Below are 18,290 nucleotides of genomic sequence, written 5' to 3'. Positions count from 1 at the left end.
GGGGTAAGGTCTTGAACGCTTGTTCAGCGCCGAGTGTTTGTACCTGTCTGCCGCTGATAGGCCCCAGGGCTGATGCCATAGGCACGCATGAACCAACGGCCCAAGTGGCTTTGATCAGAAAAGCCCAAGCGGCTGGCGACCTCCACAGGCTGCGTGCCTGCCGCCAGCAGCCGACGGGCACGGCTTAGGCGCAGTTGGATCAGCCAGGCATGGGGGGCAAGGCCGTAGGCCGCCTTGAATGCCCGGGTCAGGCGAAAGCGGTCCGTACCGCATGCCTGGGCAAGGGCGTTTAGGCTGATGTCCTGCTCATGGTGCGCCATCAGGTAATCCCGGGCACGCCGAGCCAGTGCTGGCGCGCGTGGGTCCACGGCCAGCGGCCTATGCCAACGTAAATAGCCTGCCAGGCGCTCCAGCAGTGTATCCAGCGCCACGTCCTGCACCATACGTACATCCTGTTGATGCAGGGCATTGAAGGCAAACAGGGTAGCCTGGGCCAGCCGAGGGTCGTCGTTAAGTACCTGGCCGATTCCAGGCAAGCCGCCATTGAAGGTGTTTTCACCTAACCCATCCAGTGCTTGTTCCAACCAGGCCGGCTGCAAGTACAGCATTCGGTAAGTAAAGCCCTCAGGGCTGGGCGCGTCCCCATCGTGAATGTCCCCAGGCTCGAGCATGAATACCTTGCCTGGCGTGCTGTCATGGCGAACCCTGCGGCTGTTGAAGCGTTGCACGCCTTGTTCGGTAAAGCCGATCAGGTAGGCGTCATGCCAATGCGGGTCGTAGGCATGGGCATGCCCCGCGAAATGCGCGTGTAGGGTTTCGATACCGGTTTCCCGGTTGTGGGTGAGGTCGATCCAGTTGGTCATGGCGTATACCTGGCAGGCTAAGGCCAGTAACCCACACTAGGCTCAATGTGGCTAGAAGGTTTGTGCACCCCCTGGCCACACTGCACGTGCAGCGCTTAAGCAGGGGCTATGGCAGGGTCAGCCTCAGCCGCCGCCTTGGCCTGGGCTGCGGCGATTGCGCGCTGGTTATAGGTTTCGGCCATGATCGAGCACACCACCAGCTGCATAGGGTGATAAATCATGATCGGCAACAGGATTAGCCCCAGTGCCGGGTGTTGCCCGAAGATCAGCGCCGCCATGGGGGCCCCGGCAGCTAAAGACTTCTTACTGGCGCAAAACACTCCGGCCACTTGGTCGCCATGGGGAAAGCCTAGCCAGCGGGTAACCCGTGTGGTCATCAACAATACGATTGCCAGTAACAGTGCGCTGCCTACAAAGGCGGCCACGATTACACTGCTGCTTTGCTGTTCCCACAGGCCGGACAGCATCGAGTTACAGAATGCCGAGTACACCAGCAGCAGGATCACGCTTTTATCCAGGATGTTGGTATAGCGCTTATGGCGGGCGAAGAACGCACCCAGCAGCGGGCGGGCGGCTTGGCCTAGCAACAGCGGGGCCAGCAACATCAGGCTCAGGTTAAGCAGGGTAGGGCCCAGGTCGATGCCCCCTTGGCCGCTGCCAATGGCCAGGCTCACCAGCCAAGGCGTGATGAAAATGCCCAACACGCTAGAGAGGCTCGCATTGAGGATGGCCCCTGGCACGTTGCCCTTGGCACTGCCGGTAAGCGCCACGGAAGAAGATATGGTCGAAGGCAGCGCGCAGAGGTACAGAAAGCCTAGCATCAGCATCGGCGGCAAGGCTTTGGCACCCAGGTAACTGGCCGCCAGCCACAACAGAGGGAATACCACAAAGGTAAAGCTCTGGATCATCACATGCAGTTTCCAGTTTCGCAGCCCGCGGCCTATCTGTTCGCTGGAAAGGTTGGCGCCGTGAAGGAAGAACACCAGGAACACGCCTACATTGATGACTTTATCCAGATGCAGTGCCCCGCCGGTGCCACCGTACTCAGGTAGCAACCAGGCCAGCACCGTAGCCAGTACCATGCCGCACAGAAACCAGTCGGTCAGCAGTTTTTTCAAATGTTTAAGCACAGGCATACGCGGGACCATTGACAGAGACAGGGCAATGGCACCACGGTACCCTGTATCGCCTTAGCCGTCTTGCGACAAAAAGCCAGCCTATGACGCCAAACGGACAGCCACCTCCTATACGCAGCATTCCTTCATTAAGCACGTTGCCTCGGCCCTTGTATGCCCGAGCGGAAAGCCTGTGGGCAGGTTCCTGGACCCCTCGGCATCGCCACCCATGGGTGCAGTTCTCCTATGCGATCAGCGGCGTACTAGCGGTGTATACCGACCAAGGGAGCTACTTCGCGCCCCCGCAATGGGGTGTATGGATCCCCGCCAACGTGGAGCATCGGGTGCACACCTCTACCCAGGCGGAAATGCGCAGCCTGTATGTGGATGAGCAAGTGGCAGGCCCGCCTGTGACGCGGTGCCGGGTGCTAGAGGTGACGCCACTGACCCGCGAGCTGATAAAGTCCTTCTCGGCCCTGGAAGTGGACTATCCCTTGGGGGACACGCCCCAGGCACGCCTGACCTCGGTACTGATCGACCAATTGCAGGGGCTGAACGAAGTGGCCTTTTCAGTACCGCTGCCCCATCACCCAGGTTTGCTGAACTTGTGTGAAGGCTTGATCGCTCAGCCCGATGCAGTCACGTCGCTCACAGCCTGGGCCGCACGCGTGGGCGTATCGGAGAAAACCCTGGCGCGGCTGTTCCAGCGTGAAACCGGGCTGACCTTTCGCAGTTGGCGGCAGCGGGTGCGTTTGCTGGCTTCGCTGGGTGCATTGCAGGAAGGCAGCAGCGTGACCGAGGCGGCGCTGGCTTGTGGATATGAATCTACCTCTGCGTTCATTGCGGCATTCAAAGCGCTGTTCGGCTCGACCCCCGGTGAAGTGTTCCGGGGAATCTGCCTGTAAAGGGCGGGTCTGTGATGAACAAACATTGCAAAAACGCCGAGGCGTTTGCATTCGTGGCGCTGCTGGGCGAGCATCCGGCGCTGCGATGCCACTTTCGCCCCTAACCCTTTGCTGTTCGGTTAAAAAGGACCCTTACGCAACCGATGAAGACGCCAAAACGCCTTGAACCCTTGATCGAAGATGGCCTCATTGACGAGGTGCTGCGCCCGCTGATGAGCGGCAAGGAGGCAGCGGTGTACGTGGTGCGCTGTGGCACTGCCTTGCGCTGCGCCAAGGTCTACAAAGAAGCGAACAAGCGTAGCTTCCGCCAGGCCGCCGAGTACCAGGAGGGCCGTAAAACCCGCAGCAGCCGGCAAGCCCGAGCCATGGCCAAGGGCACGAAATATGGCCGCAAGGAAGCCGAGGAAGCCTGGCAAAACGCTGAAGTGAGCGCGCTGTTCCGCTTGGCCGGGGCAGGTGTTCGGGTGCCCAAGCCCTATGACTTCCTCGACGGCGTACTGCTGATGGAAATGGTCACCGACGGCCAGGGGGACGCCGCGCCCCGGCTCAATGACGTTGACCTGACGGCCGAGCAAGCGCGGGAATACCATGGGTTCGTGATTTCACAGATCGTGCTGATGCTGTGTACCGGCCTGGTGCACGGAGACCTTTCGGAGTTCAACGTGCTGCTGGGGCCCGACGGCCCGGTAATCATCGACCTGCCCCAAGCGGTGGATGCCGCCGCCAACAACCACGCTTTCAGCATGTTGGAGCGAGACGTCAACAACATGGCCCAGTACTTCGGGCGTTTCGCGCCTGAACTCAAAGCCACCCGTTATGCCAAGGAAATGTGGGCGCTGTATAAGGCCGGCACCTTGGAACCGAGCACGCCACTGACCGGTACCTTCGCCGAAGCAGACGTAAGCGCGGACGTGAACGCGGTTATGCGTGAGATTGAAACCGCCAAGCGCGACGAAGCACGGCGCCAGGCGGCTCGGGCTGAACAAGACGCGCCAGCGGGCCCGCCCGAAGAACCTACCCCGCCGTGGATGCGCTAGCGCTCCAACGCGCCAGCCGATAACTCATCGAGAATGGCGCACTGTGGCAATGCATTGCCCTGGCATTGATCAGCCAGTGCGCCAAGGCTGTTCCGCAAGGCGGTAAGGGTGTCGATGCGCTCACTCAGCATGGCGATATGCCGCCGTGCCAGGGCCTGAACATCGGCACTGGCGCGGCCTGGGTCAAGACGTAGGGCCAACAGTTGCGCAACCGCGTCGAGGTCAAAGCCCAAGGCCTTGGCCCCTTTGATAAACGCCAGGGTCTCCATCGCGTGGGGCCCGTACAACCGGTAGCCGCTGGCAGTGCGCGGCGCAGGCGGCAGCAAGCCAATGGCTTCGTAATGGCGGATCATCTTGGCGCTTAGGCCGCTTTGCATAGCAGCCTGGCCAATGTTCAGGCTAAGGTCGGGCATGATTGCCTCCGGTGGCTAGGGCTGGGCGCCAGGTATTGAGCAACAGGGCATTGGTCACCACGCTAACGCTCGACAGCGCCATGGCGGCGCCTGCGAACATCGGGCTTAACACACCGCACGCGGCCAGAGGGATACCTATCAGGTTATAGGCAAAAGCCCAAAACAGGTTTTGATGGATCTTGCGCTGAATGCGCGCTGCAATGTCCAACACCGCGGGCACCAGACGCAGGTCTGCCCTGGCCAAGACTACGCCGCCGGCCTGGGCCGCTACGTCTGTGCCGCTGCCCATGGCGATGCCGATTGCGGCCGCCGCCAACGCAGGCCCGTCGTTCAAACCATCGCCCACCATGGTTACCGGGGCCTCCAGCCCTAATTGGGCTACCCGTTCGGCTTTTTGCGCGGGTAGCTGACTGGCCTGCACGCGGGTGATGCCGACCGCTTGGGCAATAGCTCGGGCACTGCCAGGGTTGTCGCCGGTGAGCAGGTGGCAAGTTAGGCCATTACGGTCAAGGGCGGCGACTGTTGTGGCGGCTTCGGGCCGGGCCACATCGGCAAAGGCCATGACGCACAGTACCCGCGGGGAGGGCGGTTGCTCGACCAGCCAGGAAACGCTCATGCCTTGTGCTTCCCAAGCCTGAGCTTGATCGAGCAGGGTAGGGCTGACGGCCGCCTGCAGGGCCTCTACCAAACGATGGCTGCCCAGTGCCAGGGCTTGGCCATTCACATGGCCGGTGATGCCTTGGCCGGGCAGGGCGCTGGCGCCTTTCACTGGGGGTATCGAGAGCGTGCGCTCTACACAGGCGCGGTATACGGCTTGCGCCAAAGGGTGCTCGCTGGCACTGGCCAAGGCGCCGGCGAAGGCCAGCACCGGAGCGTCGGTGGCTCCACAGGTGCTTACCCCGGTCAGCTCTGGTTGGCCATTGGTAAGGGTACCGGTTTTGTCGAACACCACATGACCTACCCGCCCGGCGACCCCTATGACGCCGATGTCTTTGATCAGGATGCCATGGCGAGCGGCCACGCCGGTGCCTGCCAGTATCGCGGCAGGCGTAGCCAATCCCAAGGCGCAGGGGCAGGCGATCACGAGCACGCTCACGGCGGTAACCAGTGCGTGCTCCAAATCCCCTCGGGCCACATACCAAACCAGAAAGGTTGCCAGCGCCACAAGCAGCATCACAGGCACAAAAACGCGGCTGATACGGTCGACCGTCTGCTGCACTGGCGCTTTGGCCGCCTGGGCAGTTTCGACCAAAGCGATGATGCCTTCGAGCAACGTGTCCTTGCCTGCCGCAGTGACTTCCAGCAGCAATACCCCTTCACCATTGACGGCGCCGCCACTGACCCTATCGCCTACCCCCTTGCTGACGGGCAGCGCCTCGCCTGTCAGCAACGCTTCGTTCACATGGCTAAGCCCTTCCAGCACTCGACCATCGGCAGCGAAGCGCTCCCCGGGGCGAACCCGTACATGGTCACCCTTGCGCAACTGCTCTACCGCCACTTGATGCTCCATGCCTGCTTCCAGCCGCGTGGCGGTGGCGGGGCGTAGCGCCTGTAGGGCGCGGATGGCCCCAGTAGCGCGGCGCCTGGCCCGGCTTTCCAGGGCTTTGCCGAGCAATACCAGAGCAACCACCATGGCGGCGGTTTCGAAGTACAATTGCGGCGGCTGACCAGGCTGGGCGCTGACCCAGCTAAACAGGCTCAGGCCATAGGCAGCCGTGGTCCCCAAGGCAACCAGCATGTCCATGTTGGCTGCCTTGGCGCGCACTGCGCCCCAGGCTGCTTGGTAGAACCGCGCGCCAGCAATGAACTGCACGGGCGTGGCCAGGGCGAACTGCAACCAGGGTGGCAGCGCCCAGTGCACCCCTAGCGGCATCAGTATCATGGGCATTACCAGTGGCAGCGCCAATAGCAGCGCCAGGGCAAGGCGGCGATATTCAACAGTGATAGCACGCTGGCGGGCATGGTTTTCGTCAGTGGCATCGGCGGTAGGCCGGGCTTCGTATCCGGCCAGCTTCACAGCTTCGATCAGTTGCGCGACAGGTAGAGGTGCGTTCAGGCTGACCCGAGCCTGTTCATTGGCCAGGTTCACCGTGGCAACCGTCACCCCGGGTACTTTCACCAGGGCGCGCTCGACCCGGCCCGCGCAACTGGCGCAGGTCATGCCCTCGATCGACAGTTCAAAGGTGGTGGATGTAACCATGCTTATGCCTCCTTACGGACGCATAAAGCCTCAACCTTGACCCACTGGCAAGGTCAAGGGGCGTAGTCGAGGGGCGCCGCTTTCAGGTAAAGGCCATCTGGGCCTGTGGCAATACGGTATTTACGAATGTCCCCAGCCTGCAACGTAAGCGTGGTCGAACGCTGATCGCCAACGATGCCTGGGTTGCAGCCGGGGGCTTGCCCAGGCAGTACCTGAAGCCGCACCACCTGCGGGCCGGGTGGCAGGTTGTAAGAAAGGGTTTGTTCTGGGAACAGCCTGCCCACCAGCTGGTCTTGCATGTAGAGGCCGATCTCGCAGGAGGTGCCGACTTCAAGCCGTTCCCGCGAAATGATCAGCACACCGTAGCCCTGAGGGCTGTCGGCCAATACGGGCGTGGTGGACGCCAGGCCCAGCAGGGCAAAGCCAAGAGTGATAAGCCGGCGCATTGTTAAGGCTCCAAAGCGAGAACGACCCCTCAAGCTTCGCGCACCTTACAACGGATTGCCAGCCCGGCCGTTCATGGAAAAACTTGACCTTGCCCCGACGGACAGTTAAAGGCTGGCCCACTTCATCAACGGAGGTTCTTATGCAGTATTTCAACGTTCAAGGTATGACCTGCCAGCACTGCGTGCGGGCCGTAAGCGACGCCATCCAGAGCCAGGATGCCAAAGCGCGGGTAGAAGTGGACTTAGCCGCAGGCCAGGTGGGTGTTATCAGCGAACTGCCTGTAGAGCGGATATTGCGCGCCATCCAGAACAGTGGCTACTCGGCGCAGCCACGGGGTGAGGTTAAATAGAGCACGCAGGGATTTTTTCAGAATGTTCCAGGGTGCCGCGCTACACTGACGGGCCATACGTGCTATCGATTGCCCCATGAACCTGCGAATCATCTTGATCCTCGGCGCCCTGAGCGCCTTTGGCCCCTTGGCCATCGACTTCTACCTGCCTGGGTTCCCCGCCATGGCGGCGGCATTTGGTACCGACGAAACCCACGTCCAGACTACCCTGGCCTCTTATTTCCTGGGCTTGTCGTTCGGCCAACTGATCTATGGCCCCATGGCAGATCGCTTCGGCCGCCGCCTGCCGCTGCTGGCCGGTGTTGGCGTCTTCACCCTGGCCTCGCTGGGGTGTGCGCTGGCGCCGAGCCTTCAATCCCTGATCGTGTTGCGTTTCTTGCAAGCCCTGGGTGGGTGCGCGGGCATGGTACTGGCGCGGGCGATCGTCACGGACAAATGCGACACCATAGGGGCGGCCAAGGTGTTTTCCCAACTGATGCTGGTAATGGGCCTTGCGCCTATCCTAGCCCCGGTACTGGGTGGCTTCCTGGTCAACACCGCGGGGTGGCAGTCGATCTTCCTGGTACTAACGGTTTTCAGCGCCTGCTGCGCGGCCGCGGTCTACCTAGGCTTGCCTGAAAGCATGCCGGCAGACCGGCCGCGTTTGCCACTCACGGGCGCTCCACGGCAGTATGCACGCTTGCTTCGGGACTGGCCTTTTGTAGGGCATGCGCTTACAGGCGGCATTGCCATGGCGGGTATGTTCGCCTATATAGCCGGGTCTCCCTTCGTAATCATCAAACTGTACGGTGTACCGGCAGAGCATTTTGGCTGGGTGTTCGGCGCCAATGCCGCTGGGTTCATCCTCGTGGCCCAGGTCAATGCCCGCTTACTGAGCCGGTTTGGGCCACATAATCTGTTGCGACGCATGGTATGGGTATATCTAGGCGCGGGCCTGGCTCTGCTTGGCATTACCGCCGTACAGCCGGCCCAGCTATGGCCCTTGCTGATTCCGCTGTTCATTTGTATCGCCAGCCTAGGGGCAATCATTCCCAATGCCTCTGCGTGTGCCATGGCGGGCCAAGGGGGGCGGGCAGGGAGCGCGTCGGCCATGTTGGGCTTCCTGCAATTTGGCATAGCCGCGTTGTCTTCGAGCATGGTGGGCGCACTGGCCAATGGTACGGCGGTGCCCATGGCGATGGTGATCGCCAGTTGTGGTGCCTTGGCGGTAACGGCCTCGTTGCTGACCACCAAAGTGGTTCGAGCCCGCGCTGGGAATTGAAAGCGTTGCCGGTAGGCTTTGGTTACCAGCCACGAAACGATTCGCTGTGTAGGTAAATGTACCTTCAGGCGTAAGGCCTTTCTCGCCTTGTACTCATTGGTACAAGGTCGAACCCCCGCTATCGTTCGGTCGCTTCGTTCAGGCCATGGGCACCATGGCTTACGGCGCTGTTAATGGTGTGCCCAAGCACTGCAGAAGTAGCCAGCTCACCCTTCCCAAGGCCAATTTTCCCTCCCAAGCCCGTGCTTATAATGCACTGGATCCGCCGGCTGCCGCGCGGTTGCCGGCCCTTATACAGGGAGTGAAAGAACATGGAATACGTACCTCGCATCAGCCGCATCGCCACCTTGCTGGCGGACCCGAAGCGAAGCGCGATGCTATGGGCCCTGATCGATGGCGCTACCCGAGGGGCCGATGAACTGGCAAACCTGGCAGGCCTTACCCCTTCTTCGGCCAGTGCTCACCTCTCCAAACTGTCTGCCGCGGGGCTGCTTAAACGCGAAGCCCGCGGGCGCAAGCGGTTTTTCCGATTGGCCGCTCCCGAGGTAGGCATGGCCGTGGAGGCCCTGGCCAGCGTACCGGCCTTAGGGCGAGCCAGCGAAGCCGCATCGCCTTTACCAACGCCCGGCCTGCCTGGCGCGCTGCGCAAGGCGCGGGTATGCAAAGACCATATGGGAGGGGAGGTGGCCCACGATGTCTACCTGCGCTTGGTCAGCAGCGGCTGGATCGAAGTCGCTGAAGGCAGCGCCAGCCTAACCCCCAGAGGGGTGCTGGGGTTTGCGGCTTGCGGTATTTATGTTCAGGCGTTTGCCCAGCGGCGCTGTTTAAGCGTGACCACCTGTTGTGACTGGTGCGATGGTCGGCCCCACTTGGGAGGCGCATTGGGTGCCAGCCTATTGCGGTTATTCATGCAAAAGGGCTGGGTTCGCCGCCTGGACGACGGCCTGGGGCTACGGGTAACCCAGGCTGGCCAGCGTGAATTGAATCAACTGGGCAGCCCGGTGTTACTGCCTGCTTAAACCAGGCGAGCGTCGAGGCTGTTCTGTGCCAGGCGGCGGGCCTGATCTTCGGTCATGCCCAGGTGCGTATGCAGCGCATGGAAGTTCTCGGTCACGTAGCCGCCAAAGTAGGCTGGGTCGTCCGAGTTGACGGTAACTTTTACGCCGCGCTCGAGCATGTCCAGAATGTTGTGCTTGGACATATGGTCGAACACGCAGAGCTTGGTGTTGGACAACGGGCAAACGGTCAGCGGGATCTGCTCGTCGATGATGCGTTGCATCAACCGCTCGTCCTCCACTGCCCGCACGCCGTGGTCGATGCGCTTGATCTTGAGCAGGTCAAGGGCTTCCCAGATGTACTCGGGCGGGCCTTCTTCGCCTGCATGGGCTACGGCGTGTAAGCCTTCGCCACGGGCGCGGTCGAACACACGCTTGAATTTGCTGGGCGGGTGGCCCTTCTCGGAGCTGTCCAAGCCAACCGCCACGAACGCCTCGCGGAACGGCAGGGCCTGGTCCAGCGTGCGCTCGGCTTCTTCTTCGCTCAAATGGCGAAGGAAGCTAAGAATCAAGCCGCTGGTCACGCCGAGTGTACGCTCGCCCTCTTTTAGCGCCGCTGTGATGCCGTTGAGCACTACTTCGAAGGGTACGCCACGCTCGGTATGGGTTTGCGGGTCAAAGAAGGGCTCGGTGTGGATCACGTTCTGCGCCTTACAGCGTTCCAGGTACGCCCAGGTCAGGTCGTAGAAATCCTGTTCAGTGCGCAGCACGTCTGCGCCGCGGTAATAAAGGTCGAGGAATTCCTGCAGGTTGTTGAAGGCATAGGCCGAACGCAGTGTTTCTACATCTGCCCACGGCAGCGCGATACGGTTGCGTTCGGCCAGGGCGAACAGCAGCTCAGGCTCGAGGGAGCCTTCCAGGTGCAGGTGCAGTTCAGCCTTTGGAAGGGCATTGAGCCAGTTGTACATAGGGGAGTCTCTGAAAGTCGCAAAGAGGCATTTTACTCCTCCTGTAACACCGGTGCACGGGCTGGGTTGTCGCGGGGGAAACCATCCTTGTCGGAGCCAGTCAGTAGTACTTCCATTGCGTTAGTGAAAAGGGCTGTCATGTTCAAGCAGGTCATCGAAGAAAAGTACTTATTGCTCGCATTGGTGGCCGCCGTCATTGCCTACCCGCTTGAGCCTGCCATGGTGCACAACGGCCACGGGATGGCGTTGCTGTCTGCCGGGCTGTTGATCGTGGCGATCATCTTCGCCTCGCTGCGAGTGGCCCATCACGCTGAACTGTTGGCCGAAAAAGTGGGTGACCCCTACGGCACCATGATCCTGACCCTGGCCGCGGTGCTGGTGGAAGTGGTGATTCTGGCCATTATGATGAACAATGCGCCATCACCGACCTTGGTGCGAGATACCATTTATTCGGCGGTGATGCTCGATATCAACGGCATTCTCGGCCTGGCGGCCTTGATGGGCGGGCTCAAGCACGGGGAGCAAAGCTACAACGATGATTCGGCACGCACCTACAGTGTGATGATCCTTACCGCCATGGGTGTGTCCATGGTGGTGCCGGAGTTCATTCCCGAGGGCCGTTGGGCGGTGTATTCAGCGTTTACCATCGGCGCGATGCTGGTGCTCTACAGCCTGTTCCTGCGGATGCAGGTAGGGCCGCACAGTTACTTCTTTAGCTACAACTACCCTGAGAAAAAGCGCAAGCACCCCGCCGATGAGGGCCATGAAGCGCCTACCAGCGCCGGGGTTTCCATCGCCGTGTTGATGTTCGGCGTAGCGGTGATCGGTGCGTTGGCGGAGGTCATGTCCAAGGCCATGGACGTAGGCCTGGAAGGTAGCGGGGCGCCGCCGGTGCTGTCGGCCATCTTGGTTGCGGCTATCTCTGCCTCGCCTGAGATCCTGACCGCCCTTCGGGCCGCGCTGGCCAACCGGATGCAGTCCGTGGTCAACATTGCGCTGGGTGCGTCCTTGTCGACGGTCATCCTTACCGTACCGGTGATGGAAGCCATGGCGCTTTACACCGGCCAACCCTTCCAGATGGCCATGACCCCGGTACAAACAGTGATGGTGCTGATCACCTTGTTGGCGTGCGCCATCAACTTGAACGATGGAGAAACCAATGCCATTGAGGGCATGACCCACTTCGTGTTGTTCGGCACCTTTATCATGCTCTCGCTGTTGGGGCTGTAGGCCTCACCAAGGCAAGGCTTTGCCGGTGTAGTCAATAAACCGCAGGCCGCCCTTGCCGGCAAGAGCCTGTAGCTGGCTGACCATGCCTTGGGTGCTGGTGGTCACGTCGATATCTGCCCCAGGCCCACCCATATCGGTCTTGACCCAGCCTGGGTGCATGCACACCACGGTAGGGCGGGGTTCTGGCAACGTGGTCACGAAGGTGTTGACCATCGAGTTCAGAGCGGCCTTGCTCGCTTTGTACAACGCAGCATCTGGGGCATCTGGGGAGGCAACCGTGCCTAGGGTAGAACTCATAAAGGCCAGGACACCCGTATTCGCGGCCAAGTTACCCAGAAGGCGCGAAGCCAAGCGAGTCGGCGACAGTACATTGGTGGTGAACAGGTCCAATAACGCTTGCGGCTCTACCGCATCCAAAGCGCCTGTTGGGCCCATTACCCCCGCGTTAACGAAAATCACGTCGAAGGTTTGCCCATTGAGTTGCTGTGCCAACCCGTCCTGACTAGCCAGGTCGTTGATTTCCAGGGTTTGCATCGTTGCACCAGCCCCTGTCAACTCAGCTGGCGGATCGCCGCGCACGGTGGCTGTAACTGCCCAACCTTGCTCAAGGAAGCGCCGAGCCAAGCCTAGGCCAAGGCCTCGAGAGGCCCCGATGATGAGCGCATGTTTTGCTTCAGGCATAAAAGGATCTCCGGATTGAAGGTACAGCATACGCCAAGGCCTATAAGCTGCCAGGGCCAGCAGTTGGTCAAATAATAACCATCATACTGGAGCGCCTATGTTGCGTGGGCTGCGCGCGGTCATTCAGGGGTTATCCACAGGTAGGCGCACACTATTTGTGGGCAACGGCCGTGGATATTTGGCGACTGGTCTCGATCCACAGGCTTAAACTCCGCTGATCAAAATTTGATCAAGTCCCTGGAGGGCCCTATCTGCAAGGGCTTGAGCAAGCTACACATAGTTTATCCACAAGCACGCGCACAGTGATTGTGAACAAATTAACGGGCGTGAAGCTCAATGCGCCCTCGGCTCAAGTGAGAGAGCTGCGCGGTCAGTTCCTGTAGCGAAGCAGAGGGCACTGCCAGCTGTAGGTCAACGCCATGGGCCTGAAAGGTTTCGCTGACCATATCACCGCCAGCCTCCTCTACCCGAAGCCTGACCAGCGCCAGCTCACTAAATGTGCACTGACAGCCAAAAAGCACTTTGGCCACCAATGGCAGCTTCGGCGCCTGCTGCAGGCACTTGTTGGCACTGCCCCCATACGCCCGGGCGAGGCCGCCAGTACCCAACTGAATGCCTCCGTACCAACGGGTGACCACCACTATTACCTGATCGTAACCTTGGGTTTCTATGGCAGACAGAATAGGACGCCCCGCCGTACCCCCCGGCTCACCATCATCGCTACTGCGGTACTGCGGGCCGCACTTCCACGCCCAACAATTGTGAGTGGCTTGGCTATCACTATGGGCCTGCAAAAACGCCTGCGCTTGTTCAGCGCCGCTCACTGGCCCGGCGATGGCCAAAAACCGGCTTTTGCGGATTTCTTCCCGGTAGTACACCGGTTCGGCTAGCGTAAACAGCATCACGGGGTGCCCGTTGACGCTGGGGCCGAAATGCCGCAGCCGGTCAGGATGATACGAATCAGGTTATCCGCCGCTTGATCGAAGTCCAACTGGCCGAGCTGACGTTTACCGGTCAGGCGGCAGATGTGGCTGGCGAAGTCTGCATAATGTTGTGTGCTGCTCCACAACAGGAAAATCAGGTGAACAGGGTCTATCGGGGCCATTTTCCCATCGGCGATCCACTGTTCGAATACCGCCGCGCGCCCTCGGAACCAGCGTTGGTAATCCTGGCTGAAGTACTCGCTCAGGCACTGGCCGCCACTGATGATTTCCATGGCGAAGATGCGAGAGGCTTGTGGGTTGGTTCTTGAAAACGCCATCTTCGCGCGAATGTAACGGGTCAAGGCCTCAGCGGGGTCGTCTTCCCCACTCAAGTGATTGAACGTGCTGTCCCACAGCTCGACGATATTGCTCAATACCGCAACATACAGGCCAAGCTTGTTATTGAAGTAGTAGTGCAGGTTAGCCTTTGGCAGGTTCGCCTTAAGGGCAATGGTGTTCATGCTGGTGCCTTTGAACCCATGCCGCGCGAACTCGTCTTCTGCAGCCTTGATAATCGCCTCTTCGTTCTTTCGACGGATACGGCTTGGCGGTTTTACGTTAGCCGGGGCTGGGGGAGCATGACGGGGCATAAGCGTTCCACTTTACCTATGGGGGCGTTTGGTTTGCGTTCATAACGCACCCACAGGCATCAGACAACCCTTTTAAAGCGGCTTTTCCATCCACCGCCCTGGGCAGCGCAGGTTGATGAGGGTTGAAAGTATCGAAGTACCCATTGGGCTTGGTTCACCGGGTGCTGACCAGTTGCTCCAGAAAGCTTTCTAAGACCAAATGAGGCCGTCGCCCCTTGCGGGTGACCCAGGCCAGGCTCAGGTCATAGAAGCGTTGCTTGGCTTTCAGCGCCCGCAAGCGGCCTTGTTGTACCCATGCCTGAGCGTAGTGATCCGGTAAATAGCCAATGTAGCGGCCGGTCAATATCAGAAACGCCATGCCTTCCCGGTCAGAGGCACTGGCAGTGCACCGTAGGGCCTGGTACTGGGCCTGGATATTCCCGGGCAATCGAAACGTAGGGGCAATGGCTTCCTGGCTATCGAGCCGGTGATCGTCCAGGGTCGCGTCGTCCGTGTAGAACAAGGGGTGACCTACCGCGCAATACAGCAGCGACCGTTCACTATATAGCAGCTGATAATCAAGGCCGGGGAGGGCACTGGCCTGTGGTACCACACCTACATGCAGGCTACCGTCCAGCACCCCTTGCTCTACTTGGCTAGGGGCGATCATGTGAATGTTGATTCGCACATCCGGGCCACGTTCTTTAAGTTGGGCAAGCGCATGGGTAATACGCATATGGGGGAGGGTGACCAGATTATCCGTCAAGCCGATATTCAACTCACCCCTTAGGTGCTGGTGCAGGCCGTTGACCTCGGTACGAAAGTTCTCAAGCGCGCCTAATACCTGTAGCGAGGACTGGTATACCTCGTGCCCTTCTTCAGTCAGGGAAAACCCGGCGCGGCCACGTTGGCACAACCGCAGCCCCAAGCGTTGTTCCAGATCGCTCATGTGTTGGCTGATCGCGGAGCGGCTAATACCCAATACGTTTTCCGCTGCCGAAAAGCCTCCACACTCCACCACGCTGCGGAAAATGCGCAGCAGACGTATGTCGAAATCGCTCACTTGGGCGAAAGGCGCGCGTCGGGTCATTGTTTAGTCACGCCAGGCCTGAAGATTGGAAAAGTAGAATTTTACCGAATGTATGGCCATGGGACATTAAACGCAATGAACAACCCGCGCTGCCACTAATAAGAGGTTCCAGATGAACATGCCGGAGACTGCACCCGTGGGGTTGGCCAGCCAGCTCAAACTGGATGCGCATTGGATGCCCTATACGGCCAATCGCAACTTCCAGCGTGACCCCCGGCTTATCGTCGCGGCACAGGGGCGTTATTTGACGGACGATCATGGCCGGCAGATATACGACAGCCTTTCCGGGTTGTGGACCTGCGGCGCGGGCCATTCACGCAAGGAGATCCAGGAAACGGTCGCCAAACAGTTAGGCGTGCTCGACTACGCGCCCGCGTTTCAGTATGGCCATCCGTTGTCGTTCCAGTTGGCCGAAAAGATCGTTGAACTGACCCCTGGCGAACTGAACCATGTGTTCTTCACCAACTCCGGCTCTGAGTGTGCCGACACAGCCGTGAAGATGGTGCGTGCCTATTGGCGCCTCAAAGGCCAGGCCACCAAAACCAAGTTGATCGGGCGCGCCCGTGGTTACCATGGCGTGAACATCGCGGGAACCAGCCTGGGTGGCGTCAACGGCAACCGTAAGCTCTTCGGCCAATTGCTCGATGTTGACCATTTGCCCCACACCCTGCTACCTGCCAACCTTTATTCCCGTGGTATGCCGGAAGAAGGCGGGGTGATGCTGGCCGAGGATTTACTGCGCCTGATCGAGCTTCACGACGCTTCGAACATTGGCGCGGTGATCGTCGAGCCCATGGCAGGTTCGGCGGGGGTGTTGCCACCGCCCAAGGGCTACCTTAAGCGCCTACGGGAGATCTGCGACCAGCACAACATCCTGCTGATCTTCGATGAAGTCATTACCGGGTTCGGGCGCACGGGTACGCTTTTTGGCGCGACTACCTTTGGGGTAACGCCCGATTTGATGTGCATTGCCAAGCAAATGACCAATGGGGCCATCCCCATGGGCGCGGTCGTGGCAAGTCGCGAGATCTACCAGACCTTTATGGCACAACCCACCCCCGAATATGCCGTCGAATTTCCCCATGGGTACACCTACTCAGCCCACCCAGTGGCATGCGCGGCGGGTATTGCCGCGCTGGACCTGTTACTCAAAGAAAACCTGGTAGGGCAGGCAGCGCGGTTGGCACCAAGCTTCGAGGGTGCATTGCACGGCTTGAAGGGCGCAAAGCACGTAGTTGACCTGCGTAACTTTGGGCTGGCGGGCGCTATTCAATTGGCTGCCCGCGACGGCGATGCCATCGTGCGCCCGTTCGAGGCGGCAATGAAGCTTTGGCAGAAAGGGTTTTACGTTCGGTACGGCGGGGACACCTTGCAATTTGGGCCATCTTTCAATGCAACACCTGAAGAGATGGACCGGCTATTCGATGCAGTGGGCGAAACCCTGAACCAGATCGATTGATAACAGGAACACACGATGAGCAGCATTCCACACCTGATCAATGGTGACTTGGTTACGTTAGGTGATCGCACCGCGCATGTTTTCAACCCGTCTACGGGCGCCGTAACCGGCAGGGTTCAGTTGGCCGATACCGCTACGGTGCAAAGGGCCATCGACTGCGCGACTGCCGCATTCCCGGCTTGGCGGCGTACGCCTGCGGGCAAGCGGGCCCAAGTGATGTTCCGGTTCAAGCAACTGCTTGAACAGAACGAAGCCAAGATTGCCCAGTTGATCAGCGAGGAACACGGCAAAACCTTGGAAGATGCTGCGGGCGAACTCAAACGCGGTATCGAGAACGTGGAGTTCGCTTGTGCCGCACCTGAGTTGTTGAAGGGCGAGTACAGCCGCAACGTGGGCCCAAGCATTGATGCCTGGTCCGACTTTCAGCCTCTGGGGGTAGTGGCTGGCATTACGCCTTTTAACTTCCCAGCGATGGTGCCACTGTGGATGTACCCCTTGGCGATCGTGTGCGGGAACTGCTTCATTCTCAAGCCTTCCGAGCGGGACCCAAGTGCTACGCTATTTATCGCCCAACTGCTGCAAGAGGCTGGGTTGCCAGTAGGTGTGATGAGTGTTGTGCAAGGGGATAAGGTAGCGGTAGATGCGCTAATCGCAGCACCTGAGGTCAAAGCCATCAGTTTTGTAGGCTCTACACCTATCGCTGAATACATCTATAAAGAGGGCGCCGCCCGCGGTAAGCGCGTGCAGGCTTTGGGCGGCGCGAAGAACCATGCGGTGTTGATGCCCGATGCCGACCTGGATAACGCTGTCAGTGCGTTGATGGGGGCTGCCTATGGATCGTGCGGCGAGCGCTGCATGGCCATTTCCGTTGCAGTGTGCGTGGGTGACCAGGTAGCGGACGCGTTGGTAGCCAGGCTAGTGCCGCAAATCCAAGCGCTGAAGATTGGTGCCGGTACCTCATGCGGGTTAGACATGGGGCCTTTGGTAACTGCGGCGCACAGAGACAAAGTGCAAGGGTATGTGGACGACGGGGTAAAAGCCGGTGCCCAGTTGGTTGTCGATGGGCGTGCATTAACAGTAAGCGGCCATGAAGAAGGTTTCTTCCTGGGCGGGTGCCTGTTCGATCGCGTTACATCGGACATGCGTATCTATAAGGAAGAAATCTTCGGTCCAGTGCTGTGCATCGTCAGGGTGGATAGCCTTGAGCAGGCCATGCAACTGATCAACGAACACGAGTATGGCAATGGCACCTGTATCTTTACCCGAGATGGCGAAGCTGCACGCTTGTTCTGTGATGAGATCGAAGTGGGCATGGTCGGTGTGAACGTGCCCCTGCCAGTGCCGGTCGCCTACCATAGCTTTGGTGGCTGGAAGCGCTCTTTGTTCGGCGACCTCCATGCATATGGCCCGGATGGCGTGCGCTTTTATACTCGCCGCAAAGCAATCACTCAGCGGTGGCCACAACGTGCCAGCCATGAGGCGTCGCAATTTGCATTCCCTAGCTTGTAAGGGGCAAAACAGGGTTTTGCTTCAACGGTGTAAAAAGGTGTTGACGGCCTTCCGAAACCCTTTATACTGCGCCCCACTTCCAGCGGCAACGGATCAGCAAACTCCTTGAGTATCAATGGGTTAGCCGGTTCGAAGGGGCTGGAAGCGGCTTCGGTCTCCGGATCGGCGCGGTGAAAAAGGCAGTTGACAGCAGGTTGTAGTGCTGTAGAATTCGCC

General features: G+C 59.8%; 18 protein-coding genes. 8 read left to right on the top strand and 10 right to left on the bottom strand.

Features of this window, described 5'->3' with window-relative positions; all coding sequences use genetic code 11:
- Positions 1 to 23 precede the first annotated feature (23 nt).
- Together ACWKV4_RS16050 and ACWKV4_RS16045 are read right to left on the bottom strand one after the other, a co-directional pair.
- A complete protein-coding gene (locus ACWKV4_RS16050) occupies positions 24 to 863 on the bottom strand; it encodes an AraC family transcriptional regulator (RefSeq protein WP_483833086.1) in 840 nt (279 codons plus the stop codon).
- 95 nt (positions 864 to 958) lie between these two features.
- The gene (locus tag ACWKV4_RS16045; RefSeq protein ID WP_483833085.1) at positions 959 to 1,999 is read right to left on the bottom strand and encodes a bile acid:sodium symporter family protein; all 1,041 of its coding nucleotides are present in this window, start codon (positions 1,997 to 1,999) and stop codon (positions 959 to 961) included.
- An 83-nt stretch (positions 2,000 to 2,082) separates the two neighbouring features.
- On the opposite strand from ACWKV4_RS16045, the gene ACWKV4_RS16040 reads away from it, so the two are divergent.
- Both ACWKV4_RS16040 and ACWKV4_RS16035 read left to right on the top strand, forming a co-directional pair.
- Positions 2,083 to 2,883: an AraC family transcriptional regulator gene (locus ACWKV4_RS16040; protein ID WP_483833084.1), complete on the top strand. Its 801-nt coding sequence runs from the start codon at positions 2,083 to 2,085 to the stop codon at positions 2,881 to 2,883.
- Between the two features lie 143 nt (positions 2,884 to 3,026).
- On the top strand, positions 3,027 to 3,920 hold the full coding sequence (locus ACWKV4_RS16035) for a PA4780 family RIO1-like protein kinase (protein ID WP_483833083.1): 894 nt from the start codon (positions 3,027 to 3,029) through the stop codon (positions 3,918 to 3,920).
- Here the strand turns inward: ACWKV4_RS16035 and ACWKV4_RS16030 are convergent.
- Genes ACWKV4_RS16030 through ACWKV4_RS16020 form a run of 3 tightly spaced genes read right to left on the bottom strand, consistent with a single transcriptional unit; the run spans position 3,917 to position 6,979 of the window.
- A complete protein-coding gene (locus ACWKV4_RS16030) occupies positions 3,917 to 4,318 on the bottom strand; it encodes a MerR family DNA-binding protein (protein ID WP_483833156.1) in 402 nt (133 codons plus the stop codon). The genes ACWKV4_RS16035 and ACWKV4_RS16030 overlap by 4 nt on opposite strands.
- Before the next feature lies 1 nt (position 4,319).
- Positions 4,320 to 6,533 (bottom strand): heavy metal translocating P-type ATPase, encoded by a 2,214-nt coding sequence (locus ACWKV4_RS16025; protein WP_483833082.1) that lies wholly within the window; start codon positions 6,531 to 6,533, stop codon positions 4,320 to 4,322.
- A 53-nt stretch (positions 6,534 to 6,586) separates the two neighbouring features.
- Positions 6,587 to 6,979: a hypothetical protein gene (locus tag ACWKV4_RS16020; protein WP_483833081.1), complete on the bottom strand. Its 393-nt coding sequence runs from the start codon at positions 6,977 to 6,979 to the stop codon at positions 6,587 to 6,589.
- 140 nt (positions 6,980 to 7,119) lie between these two features.
- Between ACWKV4_RS16020 and ACWKV4_RS16015 the strand changes: the two genes are divergently transcribed.
- From ACWKV4_RS16015 to ACWKV4_RS16005, 3 genes are all read left to right on the top strand, one after another.
- The gene (locus tag ACWKV4_RS16015) at positions 7,120 to 7,329 is read left to right on the top strand and encodes a heavy-metal-associated domain-containing protein (protein WP_483833080.1); all 210 of its coding nucleotides are present in this window, start codon (positions 7,120 to 7,122) and stop codon (positions 7,327 to 7,329) included.
- 76 nt (positions 7,330 to 7,405) lie between these two features.
- Positions 7,406 to 8,590: a multidrug effflux MFS transporter gene (locus tag ACWKV4_RS16010; RefSeq protein WP_483833079.1), complete on the top strand. Its 1,185-nt coding sequence runs from the start codon at positions 7,406 to 7,408 to the stop codon at positions 8,588 to 8,590.
- Between the two features lie 311 nt (positions 8,591 to 8,901).
- A complete protein-coding gene (locus ACWKV4_RS16005) occupies positions 8,902 to 9,609 on the top strand; it encodes an ArsR/SmtB family transcription factor (protein WP_483833078.1) in 708 nt (235 codons plus the stop codon).
- Here ACWKV4_RS16005 and ACWKV4_RS16000 read toward each other — a convergent pair.
- A complete protein-coding gene (locus ACWKV4_RS16000) occupies positions 9,606 to 10,553 on the bottom strand; it encodes an adenosine deaminase (protein WP_483833077.1) in 948 nt (315 codons plus the stop codon). The two genes, ACWKV4_RS16005 and ACWKV4_RS16000, sit on opposite strands and share 4 nt — an antisense overlap.
- 138 nt (positions 10,554 to 10,691) lie before the next feature.
- Here ACWKV4_RS16000 and ACWKV4_RS15995 point away from each other — a divergent pair, with 138 nt between their 5' ends.
- On the top strand, positions 10,692 to 11,783 hold the full coding sequence (locus tag ACWKV4_RS15995; RefSeq protein WP_483833076.1) for a calcium:cation antiporter: 1,092 nt from the start codon (positions 10,692 to 10,694) through the stop codon (positions 11,781 to 11,783).
- 3 nt (positions 11,784 to 11,786) lie between these two features.
- On the opposite strand, the gene ACWKV4_RS15990 is transcribed toward ACWKV4_RS15995, so the two are convergent.
- The 4 genes from ACWKV4_RS15990 to ACWKV4_RS15975 form a co-directional block, all read right to left on the bottom strand.
- Positions 11,787 to 12,464, bottom strand: a complete 678-nt coding sequence (locus ACWKV4_RS15990; RefSeq protein ID WP_483833075.1) for an SDR family oxidoreductase — start codon at positions 12,462 to 12,464, stop codon at positions 11,787 to 11,789.
- A gap of 317 nt (positions 12,465 to 12,781) precedes the next feature.
- Positions 12,782 to 13,366, bottom strand: coding sequence for an IMPACT family protein (locus ACWKV4_RS15985; protein WP_483833074.1), 585 nt, complete (start codon positions 13,364 to 13,366; stop codon positions 12,782 to 12,784).
- On the bottom strand, positions 13,366 to 14,037 hold the full coding sequence (locus ACWKV4_RS15980) for a TetR/AcrR family transcriptional regulator (RefSeq protein ID WP_483833073.1): 672 nt from the start codon (positions 14,035 to 14,037) through the stop codon (positions 13,366 to 13,368). Before ACWKV4_RS15980 ends, ACWKV4_RS15985 begins: the two co-directional genes overlap by 1 nt.
- Positions 14,038 to 14,191: 154 nt before the next feature.
- Entirely contained in the window at positions 14,192 to 15,106 is a 915-nt protein-coding gene (locus tag ACWKV4_RS15975) for a LysR family transcriptional regulator (RefSeq protein ID WP_483833072.1), read from the bottom strand.
- Positions 15,107 to 15,218: 112 nt separating this feature from the next.
- Between ACWKV4_RS15975 and aptA the strand changes: the two genes are divergently transcribed.
- On the top strand, positions 15,219 to 16,565 hold the full coding sequence (gene aptA / locus ACWKV4_RS15970) for an omega-aminotransferase AptA (RefSeq protein ID WP_483833071.1): 1,347 nt from the start codon (positions 15,219 to 15,221) through the stop codon (positions 16,563 to 16,565).
- A 15-nt stretch (positions 16,566 to 16,580) separates the two neighbouring features.
- Positions 16,581 to 18,074 carry a CoA-acylating methylmalonate-semialdehyde dehydrogenase gene (gene mmsA / locus ACWKV4_RS15965; RefSeq protein ID WP_483833070.1) on the top strand — a complete coding sequence of 498 codons (1,494 nt, stop codon included), beginning with the start codon at positions 16,581 to 16,583 and terminating at the stop codon, positions 18,072 to 18,074.
- Positions 18,075 to 18,290: the final 216 nt, after the last annotated feature.

Source organism: Pseudomonas artemisiae (assembly GCF_057128685.1).
Note: the sequence above shows the minus strand (reverse complement) of the source record. Positions and strands in the feature narration are given on the sequence as shown.